General features: G+C 71.5%; 23 protein-coding genes. 12 read left to right on the top strand and 11 right to left on the bottom strand.

All coding sequences use genetic code 11. The features are described from left to right. Positions 1–126 precede the first annotated feature (126 nt). Positions 127–1032 carry a hypothetical protein gene (locus tag ABZU46_RS06315; RefSeq protein WP_354855395.1) on the bottom strand — a complete coding sequence of 302 codons (906 nt, stop codon included), beginning with the start codon at positions 1030–1032 and terminating at the stop codon, positions 127–129. 25 nt (positions 1033–1057) lie between these two features. After that, entirely contained in the window at positions 1058–1579 is a 522-nt protein-coding gene (locus ABZU46_RS06320; protein ID WP_354855396.1) for a VOC family protein, read from the bottom strand. Positions 1580–1628: 49 nt separating this feature from the next. Between ABZU46_RS06320 and ABZU46_RS06325 the strand changes: the two genes are divergently transcribed. Together ABZU46_RS06325 and ABZU46_RS06330 are read left to right on the top strand one after the other, a co-directional pair. Continuing rightward, positions 1629–2090 (top strand): MarR family transcriptional regulator, encoded by a 462-nt coding sequence (locus ABZU46_RS06325; RefSeq protein ID WP_354855453.1) that lies wholly within the window; start codon positions 1629–1631, stop codon positions 2088–2090. Between the two features lie 57 nt (positions 2091–2147). Next, positions 2148–3779, top strand: a complete 1632-nt coding sequence (locus tag ABZU46_RS06330; RefSeq protein WP_354855397.1) for a tetratricopeptide repeat protein — start codon at positions 2148–2150, stop codon at positions 3777–3779. 25 nt (positions 3780–3804) lie between these two features. Here the strand turns inward: ABZU46_RS06330 and ABZU46_RS06335 are convergent, their stop codons facing one another. Together ABZU46_RS06335 and ABZU46_RS06340 are read right to left on the bottom strand one after the other, a co-directional pair. Further along, complete coding sequence (locus ABZU46_RS06335; protein WP_354855454.1) at positions 3805–5187, bottom strand: ATP-binding protein; 1383 nt, start codon at positions 5185–5187, stop codon at positions 3805–3807. A 107-nt stretch (positions 5188–5294) separates the two neighbouring features. After that, positions 5295–5951: a response regulator transcription factor gene (locus ABZU46_RS06340; protein ID WP_234581645.1), complete on the bottom strand. Its 657-nt coding sequence runs from the start codon at positions 5949–5951 to the stop codon at positions 5295–5297. 95 nt (positions 5952–6046) lie between these two features. On the opposite strand from ABZU46_RS06340, the gene ABZU46_RS06345 reads away from it, so the two are divergent. After that, on the top strand, positions 6047–7162 hold the full coding sequence (locus ABZU46_RS06345; RefSeq protein ID WP_354855398.1) for a sigma-E factor regulatory protein RseB domain-containing protein: 1116 nt from the start codon (positions 6047–6049) through the stop codon (positions 7160–7162). Between the two features lie 186 nt (positions 7163–7348). Continuing rightward, positions 7349–9649 (top strand): ATP-binding domain-containing protein, encoded by a 2301-nt coding sequence (locus ABZU46_RS06350; protein ID WP_354855399.1) that lies wholly within the window; start codon positions 7349–7351, stop codon positions 9647–9649. Positions 9650–9753: 104 nt separating this feature from the next. On the opposite strand, the gene ABZU46_RS06355 is transcribed toward ABZU46_RS06350, so the two are convergent. Further along, entirely contained in the window at positions 9754–10173 is a 420-nt protein-coding gene (locus ABZU46_RS06355; protein ID WP_354855400.1) for a hypothetical protein, read from the bottom strand. 318 nt (positions 10174–10491) lie between these two features. Here ABZU46_RS06355 and ABZU46_RS06360 point away from each other — a divergent pair, with 318 nt between their 5' ends. Next, positions 10492–10863 carry a hypothetical protein gene (locus ABZU46_RS06360; protein WP_354855401.1) on the top strand — a complete coding sequence of 124 codons (372 nt, stop codon included), beginning with the start codon at positions 10492–10494 and terminating at the stop codon, positions 10861–10863. A gap of 71 nt (positions 10864–10934) precedes the next feature. On the opposite strand, the gene ABZU46_RS06365 is transcribed toward ABZU46_RS06360, so the two are convergent. The 4 genes from ABZU46_RS06365 to ABZU46_RS06380 form a co-directional block, all read right to left on the bottom strand. Further along, the gene (locus tag ABZU46_RS06365; RefSeq protein WP_354855402.1) at positions 10935–11882 is read right to left on the bottom strand and encodes a sporulation protein; all 948 of its coding nucleotides are present in this window, start codon (positions 11880–11882) and stop codon (positions 10935–10937) included. 64 nt (positions 11883–11946) lie between these two features. After that, positions 11947–13011 (bottom strand): HEAT repeat domain-containing protein, encoded by a 1065-nt coding sequence (locus ABZU46_RS06370; RefSeq protein ID WP_354855403.1) that lies wholly within the window; start codon positions 13009–13011, stop codon positions 11947–11949. Between the two features lie 118 nt (positions 13012–13129). Then, entirely contained in the window at positions 13130–13351 is a 222-nt protein-coding gene (locus ABZU46_RS06375; RefSeq protein ID WP_354855404.1) for a DUF397 domain-containing protein, read from the bottom strand. After that, positions 13348–14217: a helix-turn-helix transcriptional regulator gene (locus tag ABZU46_RS06380; RefSeq protein ID WP_354855405.1), complete on the bottom strand. Its 870-nt coding sequence runs from the start codon at positions 14215–14217 to the stop codon at positions 13348–13350. Before ABZU46_RS06380 ends, ABZU46_RS06375 begins: the two co-directional genes overlap by 4 nt. A 334-nt stretch (positions 14218–14551) precedes the next feature. On the opposite strand from ABZU46_RS06380, the gene ABZU46_RS06385 reads away from it, so the two are divergent. The 3 genes from ABZU46_RS06385 to ABZU46_RS06395 all read left to right on the top strand — a co-directional run bounded on the left by ABZU46_RS06385 (position 14552) and on the right by ABZU46_RS06395 (position 15673). Then, positions 14552–14800 carry a DivIVA domain-containing protein gene (locus ABZU46_RS06385; protein ID WP_354855406.1) on the top strand — a complete coding sequence of 83 codons (249 nt, stop codon included), beginning with the start codon at positions 14552–14554 and terminating at the stop codon, positions 14798–14800. 83 nt (positions 14801–14883) lie between these two features. Beyond that, positions 14884–15120, top strand: a complete 237-nt coding sequence (locus tag ABZU46_RS06390) for a hypothetical protein (protein ID WP_354855455.1) — start codon at positions 14884–14886, stop codon at positions 15118–15120. A gap of 52 nt (positions 15121–15172) precedes the next feature. Beyond that, complete coding sequence (locus ABZU46_RS06395; protein ID WP_354855407.1) at positions 15173–15673, top strand: hypothetical protein; 501 nt, start codon at positions 15173–15175, stop codon at positions 15671–15673. Between the two features lie 7 nt (positions 15674–15680). Here the strand turns inward: ABZU46_RS06395 and ABZU46_RS06400 are convergent, their stop codons facing one another. Further along, entirely contained in the window at positions 15681–16457 is a 777-nt protein-coding gene (locus tag ABZU46_RS06400) for a DeoR/GlpR family DNA-binding transcription regulator (protein ID WP_354855408.1), read from the bottom strand. A gap of 37 nt (positions 16458–16494) precedes the next feature. After that, the gene (locus ABZU46_RS06405; protein WP_354855409.1) at positions 16495–18498 is read right to left on the bottom strand and encodes a beta-galactosidase; all 2004 of its coding nucleotides are present in this window, start codon (positions 18496–18498) and stop codon (positions 16495–16497) included. A 286-nt stretch (positions 18499–18784) separates the two neighbouring features. Here ABZU46_RS06405 and ABZU46_RS06410 point away from each other — a divergent pair, with 286 nt between their 5' ends. From ABZU46_RS06410 to ABZU46_RS06425, 4 genes are read left to right on the top strand one after another with little or no spacing between them, the layout of a single operon-like run. Further along, positions 18785–20113 carry an ABC transporter substrate-binding protein gene (locus ABZU46_RS06410; RefSeq protein WP_354855410.1) on the top strand — a complete coding sequence of 443 codons (1329 nt, stop codon included), beginning with the start codon at positions 18785–18787 and terminating at the stop codon, positions 20111–20113. 21 nt (positions 20114–20134) lie between these two features. After that, positions 20135–21091: a sugar ABC transporter permease gene (locus tag ABZU46_RS06415; RefSeq protein WP_354855411.1), complete on the top strand. Its 957-nt coding sequence runs from the start codon at positions 20135–20137 to the stop codon at positions 21089–21091. Then, complete coding sequence (locus ABZU46_RS06420) at positions 21088–22002, top strand: carbohydrate ABC transporter permease (protein ID WP_354855412.1); 915 nt, start codon at positions 21088–21090, stop codon at positions 22000–22002. Before ABZU46_RS06415 ends, ABZU46_RS06420 begins: the two co-directional genes overlap by 4 nt. Beyond that, positions 21999–24134: an alpha-galactosidase gene (locus tag ABZU46_RS06425; protein WP_354855413.1), complete on the top strand. Its 2136-nt coding sequence runs from the start codon at positions 21999–22001 to the stop codon at positions 24132–24134. The genes ABZU46_RS06420 and ABZU46_RS06425 overlap by 4 nt, the downstream gene beginning before the upstream one ends. The last annotated feature ends 20 nt before the right edge of the window (positions 24135–24154 follow it).

Consider the following 24154-nt stretch of genomic DNA (forward strand, 5'->3'; position numbering starts at 1 on the left):
GGGTGCCGGTGATTCACCGGCACCCCGCTCGGCGTCCACCCGCCCCACCCGCACCTCGTCGATCTTGCGGAATCCCCGGTAGGCCGGGGCAGAAATAGCACGATCGCGGAGGGGCAGGGGTGCGCCTCAGCGCGTGGGCGTGATGATTTCGTCGCCGGCGAGGCGGCCGCTGTCGCGTTCGCGGCGTACGCCGCCCGTCTCGACCAGGTTGGCGAGCGCCCGGTTGGCGTCCGCGGCACGGTAGACGGTCGCGGTGAGGGTGTGCCGGCGCAGCTCGGTGACCGGCCGTGGCCCGCCCCGGCGCAGCTCGGCCAGCAGCTCCCCGGCCAGCGGGTCCAGGGCCAGCGGGTCCAGGGCCGGGTCCCCGGCCACGTCCACCGGCGGGGCCGTCGGGTCGGCGGGGTCGCGGTAGCGCACACCGAATTCCGCCCCGACCGTCCAGAGCGCGTCGCGGAGCGCCTCCAGACTCCGGTCCGAACGGCTACCGAAGGCGACCACGCCGGCCGCCGCGCCATCCGGCAGCACCGGCGCCACCTCGGCGACCAGCGGGAAGCCAGCGGCGACGAGGGCCGCACGGGTGACGCCACCGGCGTGCAGCAGTACCTCGCCGGTGCGGCCGTTGGCGGCGGCGCCGAGCAGGTGCGGGGGCACCTCGCCGGGCAGGTCCAGGAAGCAGAACAGCGGCGACCCGGCCGCGCCGGCCGCCTTCACCGCCACCGGCAGCCGGTCCGGACCGCCGGGCAGCAGGTGCACCGTCACCTCGGCAGGCAACTCCGCCTCGATCGGCCCGAGCCGGGCCGGCAGGTCGGCGGCGCCGTCGGCCAGCACCAGCACCGTCACCTGTCGACCGCGCACCTGGGCGGCGTGGCCGGCGACCACCCGCAGCACCGCCTCCGCTGCGCCGCCGTCGGCGCCGGCCCAGGCCAGCGCGACGGTTGCCCGCCGGGAGCGGTGCAGGGCGGCGGGCAGCCAGGTCGTCACCTGACGGACCAGCAGCTCACGAAGGAAGTCGGTGGTCCGGTTGGTCGGCATCGGTCCGTTCTACCCTATGGCCGGCTCAGGCCGGCACGGAGATCCCCACACCACCGCGGGTCTGCCCGCCGTAGCGCTGCCGCTCGGCGTCCAGGTCGAGCCGGCCGATGCGCTTGCGGGCGGCCAGGGCGGTGTCGTTGAGCAGGTCGGCCGGGATCAGCCAGACCACCTCGAACTCCAGACCGTCCGGGTCCTGGCCGTAGAGGCTCTTGGTGGTGCCGTGGTCGGACGCGCCGACCAGCGCCCCGGCGGCGGTGAGGCGCTCGGCGGTGGCGGCCAGCTCGTCGAGGGTGTCGACCTCCCACGCCAGGTGGTAGAGCCCGACGGTGGCTCGGCCGGCGGTGGACCGGCCGGCGGCCGCGCCGATCTCGAACAGGCCGAGGTCGTGGTCGTTGGTGGAGTCGGGGGCCTGGAGGAAGGCGGCGCCCCGGAAGCCGTCCGGGGTCATCGCCACCGGGCGGAAGCCCAGCACGTCGCGGTAGAAGGCGACGCTGCGGGCGAGGTCACTGACGTAGAGGACCGCGTGGTTGAGCCGGTGGATACCCATGACCCCAGGCTAGCGCCATTTGATTGAACGTTCAACCATCGCGCGTATGATGGCCGTCATGACCCGCTGGTTGGACCCCGATGAGCAGCGCACCTGGCGGGCGTTCCTCGCCGCCTCCCGGGCGCTGATGGACACGCTCGACCGCGAGCTGCAACGCGATGCCGGCATGCCGCACGCCTACTACGAGATCCTGGTCCGGCTCTCCGAGGCCCCGGGTCGGCAACTTCGGATGAGCGACCTGGCCGATGCGGCGGGGTCGTCACGCAGCCGGCTCTCGCACGCGGTGGCCCGCCTCGAGGCGGCCGGCTGGGTACGCCGCGAGGACTGCCCCACCGACCGGCGCGGGCAGATCGCGGTGCTCACCGACGACGGTTTCGCCACCCTCGCCGCCGCCGCCCCGGGCCACGTCGAGGGGGTACGCCGACACCTGTTCGACGCGTTGAGCCCGGCCCAGGTCGACCAGTTGCGCCGGATCAGCGAGACGTTGGCCGAGCACCTGACCAGATCCTGACCGATCGGCACCGGCGCGGGTCTTGTACTTACCGTCGTCGGATGAGCACGATGGGGCGTGTCCTCCGGCTTCGACGAGTTGACTGACCAGGCGCACCACCTCGTGTCCACTGGCGACGTGGCCGGTGCGCAACGGCTGCTCTCCGACGCGCTCACCGACGCCGACCCCCGCCCGGCCAACGCCACACCCGAGCTGGCCGAGGCGGCCAGCCTCCAGGCGCGGGTGCTCGTCGCCCTCGGCGAGCCGCACTCCGCGCGCGGCTGGGCAGCCTTCGCGTACGCGGCCACCACCCGGTTGCACGGCCGCTCCGACCCCCGCACCGTCGCCGCCGCAGCCACCCTGGCCGCCGTGCTGCACCGGGTGGGCAGCCACTCCCGGGCCGCCCGGCTGTACCAGGAAGTCATCATCGAGCTGACCGCGCAGGACGGGCCCGAGTCGCTGCGGGTGCTTGCCGCACACGCCGACCTGGCCACCGTCGAGTACGCCCGGGGCCAGTGCACGGTGGCCCGCGACCGCCTCCAGGACGCCTGGGAGCTGCACCGTGAGGTGTACGGCGACGGTCACCCCAGCGGGATCAAGATGCTGGCCCGGCTCGGCGCCATGCAGCGCGACTGTGGGCAGTTCGCCGAGGCGCACGACAACCTGGCGCTGGCCCGCGAGCTGTGCCGGCAGCACCTGGCCGCCGACGACCCGCTGGCGCTGCAGGTGGCGGCTCTCGCCCGGGCAGCGGCCAACCCCGACCATGTCTGCGCCGACGACGCGCCCGCCGACCGGGACGCCCCGGTGGTGCCGGCCGCGCGTACCGCGCCGCACAACGACCGGCCGGTCGAGTCCGCCTATCACCCATCCGCGCCCCCGCCGCGCCAGGTGGACCCGGGGATGACCGGTCCGGCCGACCGCGACGACGAGGGCCGGGCCGGGCACGGGGTCGGCTCGGTGCCGAACCCCCGGGTGCCGGCCGACGAGCCGGACGGGTCGCCGGGCTTCCGCTGGCCGCCGGACCCGACCGACGAGCCCGCCCCGCACTCCATCGTCCCGCCGGTGCCCCCATCGGTGGCCGGGTTCACCGCCGGCACCGAGGAGACGTCCGGCGTCTACCGGCTGCACCGCCCCGGCGCGTCGACCCAGCCGGACCAGCCGGCGGAGCCGTACGCGCCGCTGGAGCCGTACACGCCGTCCCGGCTGCTGCCGGTGCCGGTGCACCGGGCGAAGGCGTCGCCGCGCAACCGGCTGGTGCCGGTGCTGGTGGCCGGCGTCGTCGTGGTGCTGCTGGGCACGGCGGCGGTGATCGCCGGGGTGGCGCGGGTCGGCGACGGGGACGACCCGAAAGCCGGGCCGGACAACGGCTCCCCCAGCGCCGGCCCGACCGGCACGGGTGCGCCGGCCGCCACCGGCACGGCAACGCCGGCCGCCGCACCCGGCACCCCGCCCGGCGCGGTGAGCCTGCGCGACAATCGGGACAACATCGCTCTGCGCTGGACGTACCCGGCCGGGGGCGAGGGGCCGGTGGTCGTGTCGGCCGGCCGGGCCGGGCAGGAGAAGACGGCGATCGCCACGCTGCCCGCCGGCACCGACAGCTACATCGTCTACGCGCTGAACCGCGCCAACGACTACTGCTTCACCGTGGCCGTCGTCTGGTCCACCGACACCGTCGCGAGCGCCAACCAGGTCTGCACCCGCCGCCGCTGACATCCCGACCGGCTGACCACCGTCGTCATGGTGTGTCGACCGCCGCTTGCTGGCCGTCGCCGGTCGGCGTCCTCGGGAGCAGCAGACGCACCCGCAGCCCCTGCGTGCCGTCGGCGTCGGTCAGGGTGATGGTGCCGCCCGCGCGGCGGACCAGCTCCCACACGATGGCGAGGCCCAGGCCGGCGCCGCCGTCGTCACGGCCCCGACCGTCGTCCAACCTGGTGAAACGGTCGAAGACCCGTCGCCGGTCGGCCGCCGGGATCCCCGGGCCGTCGTCGGTCACCGTCACCAGGTGGTACGCGGCATCGTCGTGCGGCTCGACGGTGAGGACCACGCTGCCCCGCGCGTGCCGGACCGCGTTGTCGACGAGGTTCGACAGCACCCGCCGCAGCTCGGCCGCGTTTCCGGCCGTCCACAGCGGGCCCGGCGGCGGCACGAGGAGCACCGGCGGCGACGGGTACCGGGCGGCGACCTCGGTCACCAGCGCGCCCAGGTCGACCGGGCCGGTCCCCCGGGCCGGTGGCATCTCGTCCAGGCGGGCCAGCAGCAGCAGGTCGTCGACCAGCCGACTCAGCCGCTCCGTGTCGGAGAGCAGGTTGACGGTCACCGCCGTCCAGTCCGTGCGGTCGGCGAGCCGCTGGGCCACCTCCAGCTCGGTGCGGATGTTGGTGAGCGGGCTGCGCAGCTCGTGGGCCGCGTCGGAGACGAAGGCGCGCTGCCGGGTCCGCGCCGACTCCAACCGGTCCAGCATCCCGTTGAGGGTGACCGCCAGCCGGTGGATCTCGTCGGCGGAGGCGGGCACCGGCAGGCGGCCGCCGCCCGCGCGCCCGGTGATCTCCTCGGCGCCCCGGCGCAGCGCCTCCACCGGACGCAACGTCGCACCGATCACCCGCCACGCCACCCCGGCCAGGATCGCCACCAGCAGCGGGAACGCCACCAGCAGGATGGCGCGTACCACGTGCGTGCTGTGCCGGACGTCTGCCATCGACCGGGCGACCAGGACGGTGAGCGGATCCGCTGCCGTGCCGGCGGGTACGGCGACCACCCGAACCGGGCCGGCGAGCCCCGCTCGCTCCGCCGGCACCACCAGACGCTGACGGCGACCGGTGTCCAACCGCTCGGGGCGGACCATCGGGACCAGCCGGTCCGCGTCGATCGAGGCGGCCCGGATCCGACCCTGCGCGTCGATCACCTGGACTCGGACCTGGCCGCCGGCCACCGGCAGCGGGTCGGGCAGCGCGTCCTCGGCGGCGAGCAGGGCGACCGCGTCGGCGGTCCGGAACGCCTCGGTGTCCACGGTGCGCTGGAGCACGAAACCGAGCGCGCCCAGCAGCACCGCCCCGCCGAGGGCCAGCCCGAGGGTGAGACCGACCACGCCGAGCGCCGTGAGCCGCCCGCGCAGGCCCAACCCGCGCAGGCCCAACCCGCGCAGACCCAACCCGCGCAGGCCCAACCCGCGCAGACCCCACCCGGGCAACCGGCGGACCCGGCGACCGCCCGCCGGGTCGGCCGGTGTCACGTCGCCAGCCGGTAGCCGGCGCCCCGGACGGTCTCCAGCCGGTCCCGGCCGAGCTTGCGGCGCAGATAGCCGACGTACACCTCGACCGCGTTGGGCGCCGTCTCCAGGCTGGCGTCCCACACGTGGTCCAGCAGCTCGATCTTGGAAATCACCTGGCCGGGACGACGCATCAGATAATCGAGCAACGCGAACTCCCGCGCGGTCAACGTCACCTCGGCGTCGGCACGGGTCACCCGTCGGCGGGCCGGATCCAGCCGCAGGTCACCGACCGTCAGCACGGTGGGGCGTTCCGGCGCTCCCCGACGCAGCAGGGCCCGCAGGCGGGCCAGCAGCACCACGTACGAGAAGGGCTTGGTCAGATAGTCGTCGGCGCCGCAGTCCAGGCCGTCGGCCTGGTCGTACTCGCCGTCCTTGGCCGAGAGCATCAGGACCGGCAGCCAGTGCTGCTCGGCGCGCAGCCGGCGGACCAGCTCGTAGCCGGACAGCCCGGGCAGCATCACGTCAAGGATCATCGCGTCGTACCCGCCGTGCCGGGCCGCGTCCAGGCCGGCAGGGCCGGTCGCCGCCACGTCGACCGCGAACCCCTCCGCCTGCAGGCCGCGTTGCAGGGCAGCCGCCAGCCGGGCCTCGTCCTCCACCACCAACAACCGCACGGTCCAAGGGTGCCACCCGGGTCACAGTCGGAGGTTCGGCGTCCTCAGCGCCTTCACAGCGCCGACCGGGCAGGATGTCTGGCAGGAGGTGCACCATGTCGATCCTGAGAAGCCGCCCCGTCCTGCGCTGGTTGGTCCCGGCGGCCGCTGGCGTCGCCGTCATCGGCGGAGGCGCCGCGATCGGCACGTTCGCCGCCGAGGCGGAGCCGAGCCTGCCGCCGCGTACCGCCGCCCAACTCCTGGTGGATCTTCAGACCTCCCGGCTGGAGGGGTTGTCCGGGACGGTCGTCCAGCGTGCCGACCTCGGTCTGCCGCCGCTGGTCGGGCTGATTCCCGGCAACGACCTGACCACCCTGCTGACCGGCACGCACACCCTGCGGGTCTGGTATTCCGGCCCGGAGCGGCAGCGCGTCGCGCTGATGGACACCCTCGGCGAGCAGGACGTGATCCGCAACGGCCGGGACGTGTGGACCTGGGAGAGCCGGGGCAACACCGCACGCCATCGCACGCTGGGCGACGCGGGCACGACCGGAAAGCCGGGTCCCGCGGCGACGCCGAGTCTCCCCGCCACCCCGCAGGAGGCCGCCGACCTGGCGTTGGGCGCGATCGATCCGAGCACCGAGGTCAGCGTCGGCCGCTCGGCCACCGTCGCCGGTCGGGACGCCTACGAGTTGGTGCTCCAGCCGCGCGACCGCGACTCGCTGGTGCACCAGCTGCGGATCGCCATCGACGCCACGCAGCACGTGCCGCTGCGTTTCGAAGTGCTCGCCAAGGGCAGCGACCAGCCGGCGTTCGAGATGGCCTTCACCCAGGTCGACTACCGGCGTCCCGACGCCGACCAGTTCGCCTTCAACCCGCCACCCGGGGTAGCCGTCACCGAGGAGACCGCCGAGCGGCCGTCCGCGGGCCGGCCCGCGCAGGCCGCACCGGGCGGAGACCCGCAGGTGCGTGCCGTGGGCGACGGCTGGGCCACCGTCCTGGTCGCGCGCCTGGACGGGACCCCGGGCAAGCCGGCCGGCGGCAAGCCGGCCGGCGCGGCGGCGGACGCGGACGTGTCGAAGCTGCTCGGCGGGCTGCCCGCGGTCAGTGGGGACTGGGGCAGCGGCCGACTGCTCACCGGGAAGCTGTTCAGCGTGCTGCTCACCGACGACGGTCGGGTGCTCGCCGGAGCGGTCACCCCCGAGCGGCTCTACCAGGTGGCCCGCGGCTGATTTCCCGAAGCGCTCACGCCGGGTCGACCAGATGGTCGGCCCGGCGTCCGTGGTTGTGTGACTCGAATCAGCCCGGTCGGCTTGGTGACAGCGGGCGGACCGCGCTATCTTCAACAATTCGAGGGCACGAAAAAGAACGGCATAAAAGCCGTTCCTGCAAAGGATTCTAATCTTAAGGGAGACGGCTTGTCAAGGCACTCCGGCGGTACCGGTGAATTGCCGCTCGACGACGAGATCGGCCGCGAGCAGGAGTACGTCTCGATGCTCTACGACCGGCTGGACGGGTTGCGTGAGCAGGCCACCCACCGGCTCACCGCCGAGCTGCGCAACACCGGCGGCACGCTCCAGGACCGCTCCCAGCGCGACAGCTCCGTGGCGATGTACGCCGACCAGGTCGAGCAGTTCTCCGCCGTGGAGAATGGTCTCTGCTTCGGGCGGCTCGACGGCGACGACGACTCCCGCCGCTACATCGGCCGAATCGGGATCTTCGACACCAGTGGCGACTACGACCCGCTGCTGATGGACTGGCGGGCCCCCGCCGCGCGTCCGTTCTACCTCGCCACCGCCGCCAACCCGCAGGGCGTACGCCGGCGGCGGCACCTGCGCACCCGCCAGCGCAAGGTGACCGGGCTCAACGACGAGGTGCTCGACATCGACAGCGCCTCGCCGGGCGGGCACGAGGAGCTGACCGGCGAGGCGTCGCTGCTCGCCGCCCTCAACGCCGGCCGGACCGGCCGGATGCGCGACATCGTGGAGACCATCCAGGCCGAGCAGGACGGGATCATCCGCGCCGATCTGCCCGGCGTCATGGTGGTCCAGGGCGGCCCCGGCACCGGCAAGACGGCGGTCGCGCTGCACCGGGCGGCGTACCTGCTCTACACACACCGGCGGGAGCTGTCCAGCCGGGGTGTGCTGCTGGTCGGCCCGAACGCGACGTTCCTGCGCTACATCTCCCAGGTGTTGCCCACTCTGGCCGAGACGGGCGTGCTGCTGCGTACCCAGGGTGATCTGTTTCCCGGGGTGAGCGCCCAGCGCGTCGAGCCGGCCGAGACCGCGGCGCTCAAGGGCCGGGCGGTGCTCGCCGAGGTGCTGGCGCTGGCCGTCCGGGACCGGCAGTGGGTGCCGGACGAGCCGCTGGAGATCGAGGTGGAGCGGGAGGTGCTGACCCTCGACCCGGAGACGGTGCGCGCCGCCCGGGACCGGGTGCGCCGCACCGACCGGCCGCACAACCTGGCACGGGCGCTGTTCGACGTGGAGATCGTGCACGCGCTCGCCGACCAGGTGGCGGAGCGCATCGGCGCCGACCCGCTGGGCGGGGACAACCTGCTCGACGAGGCCGACCGCGCCGAGATCCGTCGCGAGCTGCGCGAGGAGACGGAGATCCAGGCCGCCCTCGACCGGCTGTGGCCGGTGCTCACCCCGCAGCGCCTGCTCGCCGACTTGTACGCGGACCCGGACCGGATCGCCGCCGCCGCACCGATGCTCACCGAGGACGAGCGGGCCCGGCTGCATCGCGAGCCGGGCGGGTGGACGCCCGCCGACGTGCCGCTGCTGGACGAGGCCGCCGAGCTGCTCGGTGAGGACGAGCGGGCCGCCGCCGCCCGCCGGGACCGCATCCGGATGATGGAACGGGAGTACGCCGAGGGCGTCCTGGAGATCGCTCGGGGTTCCCGCTCGATCGACGTCGAGGACGAGGCCGAGGGCGGTGAGATCCTCGGCGTGACCGACCTCATCGACGCCGACCGGCTGCTGGAGCGGCAGGAGGAGGCCGACCGGCTGACCACCGCGCAGCGCGCCGCCGCCGACCGGACCTGGGCGTTCGGGCACGTGATCGTGGACGAGGCGCAGGAGTTGTCGCCAATGGCGTGGCGGCTGCTGATGCGCCGCTGCCCGAGCCGGTCGATGACGATCGTCGGGGACGTGGCACAGACCGGCGCGCTCGCCGGGACGCCGTCCTGGGCCGATGCCCTCGCCCCCTACGTGGCGCAGCGCTGGCGGCTGACCGAGCTGACGGTCAGCTACCGCACGCCGGCCGAGATCATGGCGGTCGCCGCCGACGTACTGGCCGAGATCGACCCGGCGCTGCGACCGCCGCGCTCGGTGCGCGAGAGCGGCCTTCCACCGTGGGACCGGGCGGTGCCCGACGAGCAACTGCCCGCAGAGCTGGTGTCGGCGGCGACGCGCGAGGCCGCCGGGCTGACCGAGGGCCGGCTCGGCGTCATCGTGCCGGCCAGCCGGGTGGACGCGCTCGGCGCGGCGTTGACCGCCGCGCTGCCGGAGGCCACGGTGGGCGAGCACCCGGAGTTGGAGAGCCGGGTGGTCGTGCTGACGGTCGCGCAGGCCAAGGGCCTGGAGTTCGACTCGGTGCTGGTGGTCGACCCGGACCGGATGGTGGCGGAGTCGCCGCGCGGGCGCAGCGACCTGTACGTCGCGCTCACCCGGGCCACCCAGCGCCTGGGCGTCCTGCGCCCCACCCACGCCAGTTGATCATGAGGCTGGCGGGAGCCCTGGTGATCGAGGTGCCCGTCCACCTCATGATCGACGGGTAGTGGCGGCGTGCGGCGCCCCGAGGACGGGGCGCCGCAGGGCGATCAGTCTCCGGCCTTGTCCCGGATGGACTTCGCCGGCCCGGTCGCCGATGTGGACTGGTCGCTGGTGCTGCCGCCCATCGGGGTGCTCAGACCGCCGGTGGTGGCGTCCCCGGTCGTCGTCGGGGCCACCTTGCCGGGGTGCCGCTCCGGCTGGCGGGCCACCCGCCGCACGCTCGCCGGCCCGGCGGTGCCACCGGTGGTGGTCACCGCACCCTGCCCGCCGACCGGGCCACCGTCGCGCAGCACCTGCGGGTCGACCCGCTCGTGCGCCGGGTCGAGCGGGTCGTCTCGCTGGATCTGGCTCTCGATGTCGGTGGGGGGCACTGTGACCTCGTCGAGGGCGCCCTCGCCGTACACGCCGCCGGCGATCCGGTTCTCGGCCTGGCGGGCGGCCTCCTGCCGCATGTCGTCTTCACGCACGTCCATCACCTCGCAGAAGCTGTGGAACTGACTGCGTGCCCGGCCACCCGTCGACCAAACCCGCAGTGCTCAGGTGCCGAGCGGGAAACGGACATCCGCCCCGATGTGCCCCAACGGTGAGACCCGTCCGACGACCGCGCCGACCACTGCGTGGCCAGCCGTCGTCGATTCTTTTTCGAGCCGAGGAGTGTTACCTGGTCGGCGGCCTCGGGTAGTCGGGGGGCGTCCCCGCCGTGCAAGCGAACCGTGCCGTGGCCGACACGCGGTAGCGGGGCGAGGGAATGCAGGTACGACTCATCGCATCCTGAGGAGGACCAGATGAGCACGCAGGCTGCTTCCACCCGGCCGATGAACCGGCCGATGAACGACCCGCAGAATCCCGCAGCGATGCGGGAGACGCAGCAGATGCCGGTCATGCACGACGGGCGTCGCAACGACATGCAGGCACCCGGTACGGAGACCAAGCAGGCCTTCAAGACCACCGAGTTCTGGATCTACCTGATCGCGGTGGCCGCCGTACTGGGCGCGTCGCAGGTCGTCGGGCGGAACTCGGCCGGAGTGGACATCTTCCGGGCCGACAACGCCTGGTTCCTGATCACCCTGCTGACGTTGGGCTACCTCGGTAGCCGCGGCCTGGCCAAGGCCGGCAGCAACTGGCGCAGCAGCGAGGAGCGCAAGGCCCGGCACTGACCGGGTGACAGCACAGCGCACGGTGGCCTCCGGGAGAGTTCTCCCGGAGGCCACCGTCGTCTGTGGAGGCGTTACTCGTCGCCGCCGAAGTCGCCGAAGTCGCCCTCGAAGGCGTCCTCGATCATCTCGCCGGCGATCATGCCGCCGGCGACGCCGAGCGCCGCGCCGGCCACCATGCCGCCCACGCCGCCCATACCGCCGTGCCCGCGGCCGTGACCGTGGCCGTACTGGGAGCGCAGGCTGCCGTAGCGGGACGTCGTCTCGCGCAGCCAACCGTCGACGACCTGCGCCCAGTCGACGCGGTCGACGTCGGCGTGCGACACCTGGTAGCGGCCGAACGCGTCGTGCCCGGCGCTGAGGAAGCCGCCCCGCTTGTCACACTCCAGGATCACCTCGACACCACGCTGACTCGTCACGAAGGTCAGCTCGACCTCGTTGATGGTGCCCGCGTACTGCGGGGAGGCGACGAACTCGATCTCCTGGTAGAACGGCAGCGTCTGCTGCACGCCCCGGATGTGACCGCGCTCCAGGTCGGCGTGCTTGAACCGGAAACCGAGCCGCTGGAACGCCTCCAGGATCCGCTCGTGCACCGGCAACGGGTGCACCGCCACGTGGTCCAGGTCGGTCTTGTCGACCGCGCGGGCCACCGACAGCTCCGTCCGCAGGCCCATCGTCATGCCGTGCAGGCGCTGGCCGTACACGTCGGTGATCGGGGTCTCCCACGGCACCGGAAGCTGGAACGGGATCGACAACTCCTGCTTGGGCGCGAGCTGGAACGCGCCACTGACGGCCATCCGGTGAAACTCCATGGTGCCCGCGTACTCCGTGTCGTGGCCCTCGACTTCGACCCGGGTGACCAGACCGATCACCACCTGCTCGATGGCCGCCGGGCTGTCACCGCCGACGAGGTTGACCTGCCCGTCGAGGGTCAGGCCGGGCCGGGTGTTGGGGTTGGTCAGCACGGTGTCCACACTGGGACCGCCCACACCGAACGCGCTCAACATCTTCTTGAAGACCATCGAAACTCCTGTGCGACAGCCGACCGCTCCTGTGTTGGAGTCGGACGTTGACTCGACGGGCACCCTATCCAGCACCCCTGTGAGATGGCTGTGAAGCGCCACGCGTCTCCACGTCCGCGATCGCCAGGTCGGCGGCCCGATCCGGGTCGTTTCTGGCCCGTCTCAGCAGCGCATCCGCGAACCAATGGTCGGCGACGCCCGACCCGTCGGTGACGTCGAGATACAGGCCGAGGTCGCACCGTTCGCCGAAGATGGTGACCCGCAGATCGGGGCGGCGGCGGTGGATGACGTCGAGAAGCCGCCACACCGCCTCGTCGCGCTGGACGCGGCGCACCGGGTCACACTCGAGCAGGGCCTGGGCGACCCGGTCCGCACTGGGATCGAACCCGTCCAGCAGCGGCAGCAACGACGGATCTGCCAGGTACGCGGCGGCCCGGATGGTGAACCTGTGGACCTCGTCGTGGGAGAGCATCTCGCGTACCAGTGGAAGTGCCCGCGCGTCCCGGCGCCGGGCCAGCCCGCGGGCACCTTCCGCGCGTACCTCCGGGTCGACGTCGCGGGTACGGTCCCACAGCGCCCGGCGGACGGCGTTCCCGTCGGCGGTGCTCACCCAGCCGAGCCCGAAGGTGGCCCACTCCCGCACGGCGGTATCGGAATCGGTGGACAGGTCGATCAGCACCGCCTCGCCGGCTTCGGCCGGAGGATCGTCGAGGACCGCCGGCACCGCGACAGCGACCTGGAACCGTACGTCGCTGTCGGGACTGCCCGCGAGGGTGACAAGGGTCGGCAGGGCGCGGGGATCGCAGGTCGCGCCCAGGGCGCGCGCGATCGACCAGTGCACCTCGGGATCGGCCTCGGTGCTGGCCAGCGAGATCAGGGCCGTCGCGGCGGCCGCACGCAGGTCGTCCCCGTGCACAGCGCTCGCGTAGCCGAGCAGGTCGCACGCCGCCGCGCGCACCACGCGGTCCGGATCGGCGAGCCGATCGACCGCCAGCCGGACGGCCACCCCACCCGAGTCGGCCGCCTGCCGGAGCAGCTCCGATCCGTCGTCGGATTCGCCATCCTCGACGGTCCGCCGTAAGCGCTGCACCGCCTGGTCGAACAGGTCCGCCACCTCGTGCGCCTCCACGCTCGACATGGTGCCCCCCGGCCAGTGGCTGCCGCCACCAACTTTTGATCGACTCGACATCGCCGATATGGGGCTATCAGCCGGCCGGGACACCCCGACATCGGCGATGTCGAGTCGATCACGGCTCGGTGCGGCCGAACGTGCCGTCTTTGACCCCGTTGACGAAAGCAGTCCAGCCGCTGACGCCGTAGACGAGGGTCGCCGCCGCGCGGTCCTTGCTGTCCCGCACCGCCACCCGACCAGAACCGTCGAGAACAGGCCCCGCCTCGACACAGCTCCCGCCGTTACTGTTGCTCCGAGTGCTGATGTGCCAGGCCACGGCCGGCAGGGCTTCGTTCATGGCAGTTCCTCCGTGATCTTCGCGATCAGCTCGGCCGCCTCGCGCTGATCGAGCGCGACATCCTGCAGGCGATGGTACGCAAGCGCGTAACGTCTCGACTTCGGAGATTCCATGAATCGGCGCCCACCCAGAGTCTCGGCATATGCCACTTCGGGATACGGCTTCGGCATCCGGAAGAGAACGAACGAGCCGTCCAGCCCGGCGTGCAGGCCGACCCGCGATGGCAACACGCGGACGTCGATGTTCTGCCGTCGCATCAGCCCGGCGAGGTGTTGTAGTTGGCCGCGCATCACGGCCGGACTCCCGACTGGTCGACGAAGAACGCTTTCGTCGATGACCGCCGCTACACGGACGGCGGGATCGCGCGTGAGCACACGCTGGCGGTCGACCCGCAGTTGCAGCCACTTGCGGACCGAGAAATCCGATGCCTGCTCTCCCTCGGCGTTACGGATCACCGCTTCCGCGTAGGCCGCCGTCTGCATCAGCCCCGGCATGAGGAAGGCATCCCACGAGCAGATGTGCTCGGCTCTGGTCTCCAACCAGGGGAAATCGATGAACGAGGCGTCCACCAACTCGTCGTAGTCGTCGTCCCAGCGGTCGGTCCGCCAGGCGTCTTCGGCAAGCTGGAGGAAGCGGTTGCGCTCGCGCCCGTCATGCTCGCCGTAAAGATCGAGAAGCGATTCGACAACGCCTCGGCGGAACGGCCACTCGGCACGCTCCCAGCGGGCGATGGACGAAAAGTCCCGCTCCAGAAACTCGGCCGCCTGCTTGAGAGTGATGCCGCGCTGTTCCCGCAACTGTCGCATCTGCTGGCCGAGCCACTGGGCACGCAATGTCTGGACGAACGATTCACGCCTGGCGGGCATGGGTCCCCTCTCTGACGTCCCTCATGACGAACTTCGTTGGTGTCGTTGCACCAATGCCGGGGCCACTGGAAACGTGGCCCGCGGGTGAGGGTGATCGCCGGCCCCCGGGGAAGCCCGGTGCAAACACGGCAACCGCAGCTGTGCCAACAGCCGAGAAGGTGACGAGAGGCGGCCTCGCGAGTGGCAGTCGCATACCGGCTCTCGTCGGGTCTCAACTAGAGCGTCGGGATGTACGAATCCCGGCTCCGAACCGACTTGCACGAATACCTACCACGAAGAAGGGCGCTCTCGCGACCCCGACGCACCCATCGACCGACGACGACAGAGGTGACCGATGACCAGAGGCACGCACCACGACGGCGGTCGGCTGCATCCGCGGCACGTGCGCGACCACCAGTTCGCCACCGTCGGCTTCGGCCGAAGGGGCCTCGACCCCCGGGAGGTGCGGCGGTTCCTGCACCGCGTCGCGCTCGACCTGACCGCGCTGCACCACGATCTGGCGCTGCTCAGCGAGGAGAACGCGCGGGTCAAGCGGGCGCTGCGGGCCCGGCAGGGTGCCTGGTCCGAGGGGCAGCGAAGGTGATTCCGCCGGATCGGGTCTTCGTACCGCTGCCTCGGGCCGCCGTGCTGGCGTTCACCGAGCCGCCCGAACCGCCGCCCCGGCACGTGATCCACCTGCCGGTGGCGGTTGTCGACCTGGCCGGCGCACTGGAATTGGCCCGTGCTCTCGCCCGGTCGCTGACCGCGACGTCACAGATCGACATCGGCGGCATCACCGTGTCGGCCGAGGACGCGCAGCACGTACGACACTGGGTCTTTTGTGACCGGATCATGCCCGATCGCCGGCGATGTGCGCGGCCGGCCGACCACGACGGACCCTGCTCTCCTGTCGACGATCCCTGACCCACATCTATCCTCGTGGACGATGACAATGGGGAGACGGGCACACGCCGCCGTGCTCGCTGCGGCGGTCGCGTTGCTGGCGGTGGTCGGGTGCGACACGGCAGCGGTTGACGAGACGCGTGGATGCCAGGAGCAGCGGCAGGTCGACGAGGCGAAGGTCCGGGTCAGCCGCTGGGAGCCGCCGGATGAGCTTCCGTTTATCGGCGACTATTCGGAGATTCACTGGCAAGCGCGCGCGTTGGGCAATCCGTGTTCACGGATGCCGGGCCCGACGGACTGGGAATACCAGGGCGTCATCATCCTGCGTCCCGAGGACGCACACCGGTTGGCCGAGCGGTTCGAGTTCGTTCCGTTCACATCCATCGACCCGGCCGAGCTGATCCACTCACACACGCCTACGGACGTGCGACCGGACCTCGCACCGTTCCTCCCGACCAAGCCACAGTGGCTGCACAGTCAGACCTACAACGATGCGCTACCGTCGACACGCTGGCGGGTGGTGTTCCTGGACGTGCAGCATCACACGCTCCTGTTCATGCTGAACGATCATTAGAAGAGTCCTAACCGGTCTCCACGACGACCAGTTCGCCTACCTGTTCGCCGATCGTGGTGCGGGCGTCCGCTGGCAGCCCTCGGTCGGTGATCAGCACGTCGGCCGCCTCCAGCGGGGCGATGGTGGCGATGCCGATCGTCTCCCACTTGGTGTGGTCGGCGAGCACCACGAGCCGGCGGGCCGCGCCGATCAGACACCGGTTGACGCCGGCCTCCAGCAGGTTCGGCGTGGTGAAGCCGGTACGCGGGCTGAGCCCATGCACACCCAGGAACAGCAGGTCGACGTTGAGCGCGCTGATCGCGGCCTCGGCCACCGGACCGGTCAGCGCGTCCGACGGGGTACGGATGCCACCGGTCAACACGACCGTCTGGTCGGCACGCGGGTTCTGGTAGAGCGCGTCGGCCACCGGGATCGAGTTGGTCACCACGGTCAGCCCGTGCACATCGGAGAGCAGGGTGGCCAGCGCGGCGGTGGTCGTCCCGGCGGACAGCGCGATGGCCATCCCCGGCTCCACCATCGTCGCCGCCCGCTCGGCGATGGCCCGCTTCTCCGTCTGCTGGCGGATCGACTTCGCGGCGAACCCGGGCTCCTCGGCCGAGCCCGGGCCGGCGAGGGTCGCGCCGCCGTGGACCTTGTCCACCAGGCCGCGCTCGGCCAGCACCTCCAGGTCGCGCCGGATCGTCATGTCGGACACGCCGAACCGGCTGACCAGGTGGCTCACCCGCACGCCGCCACGCTGGCGGATCAGATCGAGGATGGCGGTCTGCCGCTGCTGGGCCAGCATCTCAGGGAACCTCCTTCGCGCCGCGCTGGTCGCCGGGTCAGGCCGACTCGTCGGCCCGGTCCTCGCGGACCACGGCCACCTCGCCGGCCGGCACTGTCAGCTCACCCGCACACCGCGTCCCGGTCAACAGCTCGGTGCCGCGCGCCGCGACGCGTACCTCGGTCTCGGTGTGGTTGATCGCGAACAGCCAGGTCCGCTCGCCGTCGCGCCGTCGTACCACCTCCACCCCGGTCGGCGCCTGCGCCGCCGGGCGGACGCCGGCCTCGTCGAGCAGCCGGGCGACGAGCCGGTCGGTGGCCGGTTCGTCCAGCCGGGTGCCGACGTACCAGGCGGCGCCCGCGCCGACCGGCCGCCGGGTCAGCGCAGGCACGCCCGGCAAGGGCCCGTCGGTGTACGACGCCAGCACCTCGGCGTCGTCGGCGTGCAGCCATTCGGTCCACACGTCGGCGGTGCTGCCGTCGTCGAGCCGGACCCGCTCGCCCTCGCGCAGCGGGAAGAACTCCTCGGTCCGTACGCCCAGCAGGTCCCGGAACGCGCCCGGGTAGCCGCCCAGCCGGATGTGGTCGTTGGGGTCCACGATGCCGCTGAAGTAGGTGACGGCCGCCGTGCCGCCGGCCTCGACGAACCGGCGCAACGCGTCGGCGTCGGCGTCGCGGACCAGGTAGAGGGTGGGCACCAGGACCAGACGGTAGCCGCTGAGGTCGGCCGACGGGTGGACGATGTCGGCGGTCACGCCGGCCCGCCACAGCGCGCCGTAGAGGGCGTTGATCCGGTCCGCGTAGGTGACGTCGGCGCTGGGGTGCGAATCCAGCTCGACCGCCCACCAGGCCTCCCAGTCGAACAGGATCGCCACGTCGGCGTCCACCCGGCTGCCGCGGATCTCGGCCAGCGCCTTCAGGTCCGCGCCGAGCTGGCAGACCTCGCGAAACACCTTGGTGTCCGGGCCGGCGTGCGGCACCAGCGCGGAGTGGAACTTCTCCGCGCCGGCCCGCGAGGCCCGCCACTGGAAGAACAGCACCCCGTCGGCGCCGCGGGCGACGTGCGCCAGGCTGTTGCGGCGCAGCTGCCCGGGCAGCTTGGCCACGTTGCGCGGCTGCCAGTTGACCGCGCTGGTGGAGTGCTCCATGAGCAGCCACGGGTCACCGCCGGCGACGCCCCGGGTGTGGTCGGCGGCGAACGCCAGCCCGAGGTGCGCCTGCGGGTTGGCGGCGGTCAGGTAGTGGTCGTTGGACACCAGGTCCACATCGGGGGCCCAGGAGTGGTAGTCCATGTGCTTGACGCCCATGCCGATCATGAAGTTGGTGGTGACCGGCTGGCGGACCAGCGTCGTCAGCACCTCGCGTTCGGCGCGCAGTTGGGCGCGCTGCTCGTCGGAGGAGAAGCGCAGGAAGTCGAGTTGCTGCGTGGGGTTGGCGAAGGTCGGCGCGGTGCGCGGCGGGTTGATCTCGGCCCAGTCGCCGTAGCGCTGGCTCCAGAAGGCCGTGCCCCAGGCGTCGTTGAGCCGGTCCAGGTCGCCGTAGCGGTCCCGCAGCCAGCCCCGGAACGCCTCGGCGCTGACGTCGCAGTAGCAGTGCACGTTGTGGCAGCCCAGCTCGTTCGAGACGTGCCACATGACCACGGCGGGATGCTCGGCGTACCGGCCGGCGACCGCCCGCACCAGCTCCAGGGAGCGCTCGCGGAACACCGGGGAACTGGGGCAGTACGCCTGCCGGCCGCCCGGCCAGAGGATCGCGCCGTCGGCCCGGCGGGGCAGCGTCTCCGGGTGCGCGCGGGCCAGCCAGGGTGGCGGGCTGGCGGTGGCGGTGGCCAGGTCGACCTGGATGCCGCCGTCGTGCAGCAGATCCAGGACCCGGTCCAGCCAGCCGAACTCGAACCGGCCCGGGGCGGGCTCCAGCAGAGCCCAGGAGAAGATGCCGACGGAGACCAGGTTGACCCCGGCCCGACGCATCAGCTCGACGTCCTCCGACCAGGTCTGCTCGGGCCACTGCTCGGGGTTGTAGTCGCCGCCGAAATAGATGCCGTTCCCCTGCCATCGCCGCATGACAGCTGAGGGTGCACCTGCCGCCGCACGGAAGTCAACAGGTTCCAACATCGACTTTGTTTCCAACGTTTACCACGTAACAGCCGTATCACGACTGGGTTATCAGAGGCGAACAGCCCTCTTGACAGCGGCCTATGGAGGGGTAGCTTGAGGCCCCAACTGGCCGATCGTGTTCGCCAATGTGGATTCTCGGTGGATCACGATGCGTATCCACAAGGCCGGACGCGCTCTTCACCACCCCTGACGGCCCTTGGGCGTAGCACCTCTTCATCCGCAGGAGGCACAGATGTCCCGTCCCCGATCCCAAGCCGAGTACCTGGCTCGGCTCGTACCGCCCTCCGTCGCCGGCATCAACCGACGGTCGCTGCTGGCCGGCGCGGCCGGCACGGGCGCGCTGCTCGGCACCGGTCTGCTCGCCGGCTGCGGCGACGACTCCGGCTCCGGCGGGTCCAGCAAGGACGTGTCGCTCGGATCCAACCAGTCCGACCCGAAGCCCAAGGACGTCCTCGCGAAGGTCGCCGACGGGTTCAAGACCGCGTCCGGCGTCCAGGTCGCGGTGAACACGGTCGACCACAACACGTTCCAGGAGAACATCAACAACTACCTCCAGGGCAAGCCGGACGACGTCTTCACCTGGTTCGCCGGCTACCGGATGCGCTTCTTCGCCCAGAAGGGCCTGGCCAGCGACATCAGCGACGTGTGGGGCAAGCTCTCGGGCTACTCGGACGCCTTCAAGAAGGCGTCCACCGGCGACGACGGCAAGCAGTACTTCGTCCCGGCGTCGTACTACCCGTGGGCCGTCTTCTACCGCAAGTCGGTCTGGCAGCAGCACGGCTACCAGGTGCCCACCACACTGGACCAGTTCACCGCGCTCGGCGCGCAGATGAAGAAGGACGGCCTCATCCCCGTCGCCTTCGCCGACAAGGACGGCTGGCCGGCGATGGGCACCTTCGACATCCTCAACCTACGGATCAACGGCTACCAGTTCCACGTCGACCTGATGGCCGGCAAGGAGGCCTGGACCTCCGACAAGGTCAAGAAGGTCTTCGACACCTGGGCCGGCCTGCTCCCCCTGCACCAGCCGGACAGCCTCGGCCGCACCTGGCAGGAGGCGGCGCAGTCGCTGCAGCAGAAGAAGAGCGGGATGTACCTGCTCGGTCTCTTCGTCGGTCAGCAGTTCAGCAACGACGAACAGAGCGACCTCGACTTCTTCACGTTCCCCGAGATCGACCCGTCCATCGGCGCGAAGGCCCTGGACGCCCCGATCGACGGCTACATGATGGCCCGCAAGCCCAAGAACGAGGACAACGCCCGCAAGCTGATGGAGTACTTCGGCGGCAAGACCGCCGCGGACATCACGGTCAAGAGCGACCCGACCACCCTGGTCGCCAACACCGGCGCCGACGTCAGCGGCTACACCGCGCTGCAGAAGAAGGCCGCCGAGCTGGTCGGGTCGGCCACCGAGATCGCGCAGTTCCTCGACCGGGACACCCGGCCGGACTTCGCCTCCACGGTGATGATCCCGGCGATCCAGCAGTTCATCAAGAACCCCAAGGACATCGACGGTCTCACGTCGTCCATCGAGAACCAGAAGAAGTCGATCTTCACTGACTGACGGCGGAAGGGGGAGGACATCGTGTCCGACCTGCCCCTGATCCAAGCGGATCGCGCCGTGCCGCCGCCGGCCGCGACCACCTCAACGGGTGGTCGTCGCCGGCGGCTACGGCTCCTGTCCCGCACCGACCGCGTGGTCATCACGCTGATGGTGCTCGTCCCGCTGCTGCTCGTCACCGCCTTCGTCTGGCTGCCGGCGCTGGCGACCGTGGTGCTCTCCAGCACCGACTGGGACGGCATCGGCCCACTGAACGAGATCGACTTCGTCGGCGCTCGCAACTACAGCGACGTCGTGAACATCTACCCGCCGTTCGTGCCGGCGATCCAGCACAACCTGCTCTGGCTGGCCGTGCTGTTCGTGGTCGCCACCCCGTTCGGCATGTTCCTGGCCGTGCTGCTCGACAAGGAGCTGCGCGGCAGCCGCTTCTACCAGACGGCGCTGTACCTGCCGGTGGTGCTCTCGCTGGCACTGATCGGCTTCGTCTGGCAGCTGCTCTACTCCCGCGACCAGGGTCTCATCAACGCCGTCTTCGGCAGCAACGTCGACTGGTACGGCGACTCGAACGTCAACATCTGGGCGGTCATGATCGCCTCCGGCTGGCGGCACGTCGGCTACATCATGCTGCTCTACCTCGCCGGCCTGAAGGGCGTCGACCCGTCGCTGCGGGAGGCCGCGGCGGTCGACGGCGCGTCGGAGAGCCGGACGTTCTTCCGGGTGGTGTTCCCGGTGCTGCGGCCGATCAACATCATCGTGCTGGTGGTGACGGTGATCGAGTCGCTGCGCGCGTTCGACCTGGTCTGGGTCGTCAACAAGGGACGCAACGGTCTGGAGCTGATCTCGGCACTGGTCACCCAGAACGTGGTGGGTGAGGCGAGCCGGATCGGCTTCGGCTCCGCGCTGGCGACGATCATGCTGGTCGTCTCGCTGGTCTTCATCACCATCTACCTGGCGACCGTGATGAGGGAGGACCGGGAATGAGCACCGCGACCGTGACCCGGCGTACCGAGGGTGGCACCGACACCCCGGTCCGCCGCCGCAAGCTGACCCCGGCGCGGCTGCTGCTGCACGGCTTCCTCATCGTCGTCTCGCTGGCCTGGCTCTTCCCGATCGCCTGGGCGGTGCTGACCTCGCTGCGCTCCTACGATTACACGGCCGCCAACGGCTACGTCTCGTTCGGCGGCTGGACCTTCGACAACTACGTCACCGCGTGGCGGACAGCGGAGTTCGGCAAACACTTTCTCAACTCGGTCTACATCACCGTGCCGGCGGTGCTGCTGACGCTCTTCCTCGCCTCCTGCGTGGCGTTCGTCATCGCCCGGTTCAACTGGAAGATCAACCTCGTCCTGCTCGGGGTGTTCACCGCCGCCAACCTGCTGCCCCAGCAGGCATTGCTCATCCCGCTGTTCCGGCTGTTCACCGAGGTGCCGCTGCCGGAGTTCATGAGCGACTCCGAACTGCTCTACGACAGCTACTGGGGCCTGATCCTGATCAACGTGGCCTTCCAGTGCGGGTTCTGCGTCTTCGTGCTCAGCAACTACATGAAGGCGCTGCCCCGCGACCTGTACGAGGCGGCGATGGTCGACGGGGCCAGCGTCTGGCGGCAGTACTGGCAGGTCACCATGCCGCTGTGCCGGCCGGCCCTGGCAGCGCTCGCCACCCTGGAGGTGACCTGGATCTACAACGAGTTCTTCTGGGCCACCGTCCTCATGCGCACCGGCGACAAGTTCCCGGTGACCAGCTCGCTCAACAACCTGCGCGGCGAGTTCTTCACCGACAACAACCTGGTCTCGGCGGGCAGCGTGCTCGTCGCGATCCCCACCCTGGTGATCTTCTTTATGCTCCAGCGGCACTTCGTCCGGGGCCTGACCTTGGGAGCCTCCAAAGGATGACGATCCTGCACCTGCGCCGCGCGCGGACCAGCCTGGTGCTCGACGCGCGCGGCCCGGGGCTGCCCCGCGTCGTGCACTGGGGCGGCGACGTCGGCGACCTCGACGACGACGCCCTGCGCCAGCTCACCGACGCGACAGTGCCACCCGTGGTGCCGAGCAGCTTCGACGAGCCGCCCGCGCTGTCCCTGCTGCCGGAGGCGAGCGCCGGCTGGAGCGGTCGGCCGGGACTGGTCGGGCATCGTGACGGGCAGGACTGGTCCACCGCGTTCCGGCTCGACGGTCTCGACGTCGACCAGCCCTCCGACGCTCCGGCGCGGGTCACCGTGCGGGCGTCGGACCGGGTCGCCGGGCTCGGCCTGACCGTCGAGATCACGCTGGACCGGTACGGCCTGCTGACCATTCGCCATCGCCTGCGCAACGACGGCGACGGCGCGTACGAGGTGCACGGGCTGACGCCGGTGCTGCCGGTGCCGGCGGTCGCCACCGAACTGCTCGACCTGACCGGCCGCTGGTGTCGGGAACGCTCGCCACAGCGGCATCCCTGGCAGCACGGCGCGTGGGTCCGCGAGGGCCGGCACGGGCGCACCGGGCACGATGCCACGCTGTTGCTGGTTGCCGGCGCCGCCGGGTTCGGCTTCGGCCACGGCGAGGTCTGGGCGGTGCACACCGCGTGGAGCGGCGACCACGTCACCGTCGCCGAGCGGCACCCCACCGGCGAGTCCACTCTCGGCGGCGGCGAACTGCTGGCGCCCGGCGAGATCCGGCTCGCCCCCGGCGAGGAGTACGACACTCCCCTGCTCTACGCCGTCTGGTCCGACGTCGGGCTGGACGGGCTCAGCGACGTACTCCATTCGCATCTGCGGGCCCGGCCCGGACACCCGCGCTCCCCCCGCCCGGTGACCCTCAACGTCTGGGAGGCGGTCTACTTCGACCACGACCTGGACCGGCTGCGGGCCCTCGCCGACCGGGCCGCGCACCTCGGCGTGGAACGGTTCGTGCTCGACGACGGCTGGTTCCGCGGCCGGCGCGACGACACCGCCGGGCTCGGCGACTGGTACGTCGACGAGGGCGTCTGGCCCGACGGCCTGCAACCGCTCGTCGACCACGTGACCGGCCAGGGCCTTCAGTTCGGCCTGTGGGTGGAGCCGGAGATGGTCAATCCCGACTCCGACCTGTTCCGCGCGCACCCGGACTGGCTGCTGGCCGTGCCGGGGCGGCTGCCGCCGGCCTGGCGCAACCAGCAGGTGCTCGACCTGGGCCGCCCGGAGGCGTACGACCACGTGCTGGAACGCCTCGACGCGCTGCTGCGCGACCACCCCGGCATCAGCTACCTCAAGTGGGACCACAACCGGGACCTCACCGAGGCCGGGCACCACGGCCGGCCCGGGGTGCACGGGCAGACCCTCGCGGTCTACCGCCTCCTCGACGAGCTGCGCCGCCGGCATCCCGGCGTCGAGATCGAGAGCTGCTCGTCCGGCGGCGCCCGGGTGGACCTGGCCATCCTGGCCCGCACCGACCGGGTCTGGGCCAGCGACTGCAACGACGCCCTGGAACGGCTCAGCATCCAACGCTGGACCGGTCTGCTGCTGCCTCCGGAGCTGATCGGCACGCACATCGGCCCGGAACGCTCGCACACCACCAACCGCGTGCACGACCTGGGCTTCCGGGCGGCCACCGCGCTGTTCGGCCACCACGGGATCGAGTGGGACATCGCCTCGATCAGCGCTGCCGAACAGGCCGAGTTGGCCGCCTGGGTGGCGCTGCACAAGCGGCTGCGTCCGCTGCTGCACGCCGGCCGGGTGGTCCGCGTCGACCACCCGGACCCGGCCGTCTGGGCGCACGGCGTGGTCGCGGGTGACAAGACCCGAGCGGTGTACGCGGTGGCACGGCTCGCCACCTCGGTGGCGCAGGTTCCGGGCGCGGTACGTCTGCCCGGCCTCGATCCGACGCGGCGTTACCGCGTACGAGCGGTGGCGGACGTGCCGCCCCCGGCGACCATCGAGCGGGCCGCGCCACCGTGGCTGGCCTCCGGTGTCACGCTCAGCGGAGCGGCGCTGGCCCGGGTGGGTGTGCAGCTGCCCGCGTTGCACCCGGAGCAGAGCCTGGTGCTGGAGGTCGACGAGGCCAGCTAGAAAATTCTTCCGCCGGAGTG

The organism is Micromonospora sp. NPDC005197 (assembly GCF_040608295.1).
In the GTDB taxonomy this organism is placed as follows: Bacteria; Actinomycetota; Actinomycetes; order Mycobacteriales; family Micromonosporaceae; genus Micromonospora.

Bases quoted from the DNA above. Each gene is read 5' to 3' on its own strand.
- ABZU46_RS06315 (WP_354855395.1), bottom strand. From the start codon at position 1,032: ATGCCGACCAACCGGACCACCGACTTCCTTCGTGAGCTGCTGGTCCGT.
- ABZU46_RS06320 (WP_354855396.1), bottom strand. From the start codon at position 1,579: ATGGGTATCCACCGGCTCAACCACGCGGTCCTCTACGTCAGTGACCTC.
- ABZU46_RS06325 (WP_354855453.1), top strand. From the start codon at position 1,629: ATGGCCGTCATGACCCGCTGGTTGGACCCCGATGAGCAGCGCACCTGG.
- ABZU46_RS06345 (WP_354855398.1), top strand. From the start codon at position 6,047: ATGTCGATCCTGAGAAGCCGCCCCGTCCTGCGCTGGTTGGTCCCGGCG.
- ABZU46_RS06360 (WP_354855401.1), top strand. From the start codon at position 10,492: ATGAGCACGCAGGCTGCTTCCACCCGGCCGATGAACCGGCCGATGAAC.
- ABZU46_RS06365 (WP_354855402.1), bottom strand. From the start codon at position 11,882: ATGGTCTTCAAGAAGATGTTGAGCGCGTTCGGTGTGGGCGGTCCCAGT.
- ABZU46_RS06375 (WP_354855404.1), bottom strand. From the start codon at position 13,351: ATGAACGAAGCCCTGCCGGCCGTGGCCTGGCACATCAGCACTCGGAGC.
- ABZU46_RS06380 (WP_354855405.1), bottom strand. From the start codon at position 14,217: ATGCCCGCCAGGCGTGAATCGTTCGTCCAGACATTGCGTGCCCAGTGG.
- ABZU46_RS06385 (WP_354855406.1), top strand. From the start codon at position 14,552: ATGACCAGAGGCACGCACCACGACGGCGGTCGGCTGCATCCGCGGCAC.
- ABZU46_RS06400 (WP_354855408.1), bottom strand. From the start codon at position 16,457: ATGCTGGCCCAGCAGCGGCAGACCGCCATCCTCGATCTGATCCGCCAG.
- ABZU46_RS06405 (WP_354855409.1), bottom strand. From the start codon at position 18,498: ATGCGGCGATGGCAGGGGAACGGCATCTATTTCGGCGGCGACTACAAC.
- ABZU46_RS06410 (WP_354855410.1), top strand. From the start codon at position 18,785: ATGTCCCGTCCCCGATCCCAAGCCGAGTACCTGGCTCGGCTCGTACCG.
- ABZU46_RS06420 (WP_354855412.1), top strand. From the start codon at position 21,088: ATGAGCACCGCGACCGTGACCCGGCGTACCGAGGGTGGCACCGACACC.
- ABZU46_RS06425 (WP_354855413.1), top strand. From the start codon at position 21,999: ATGACGATCCTGCACCTGCGCCGCGCGCGGACCAGCCTGGTGCTCGAC.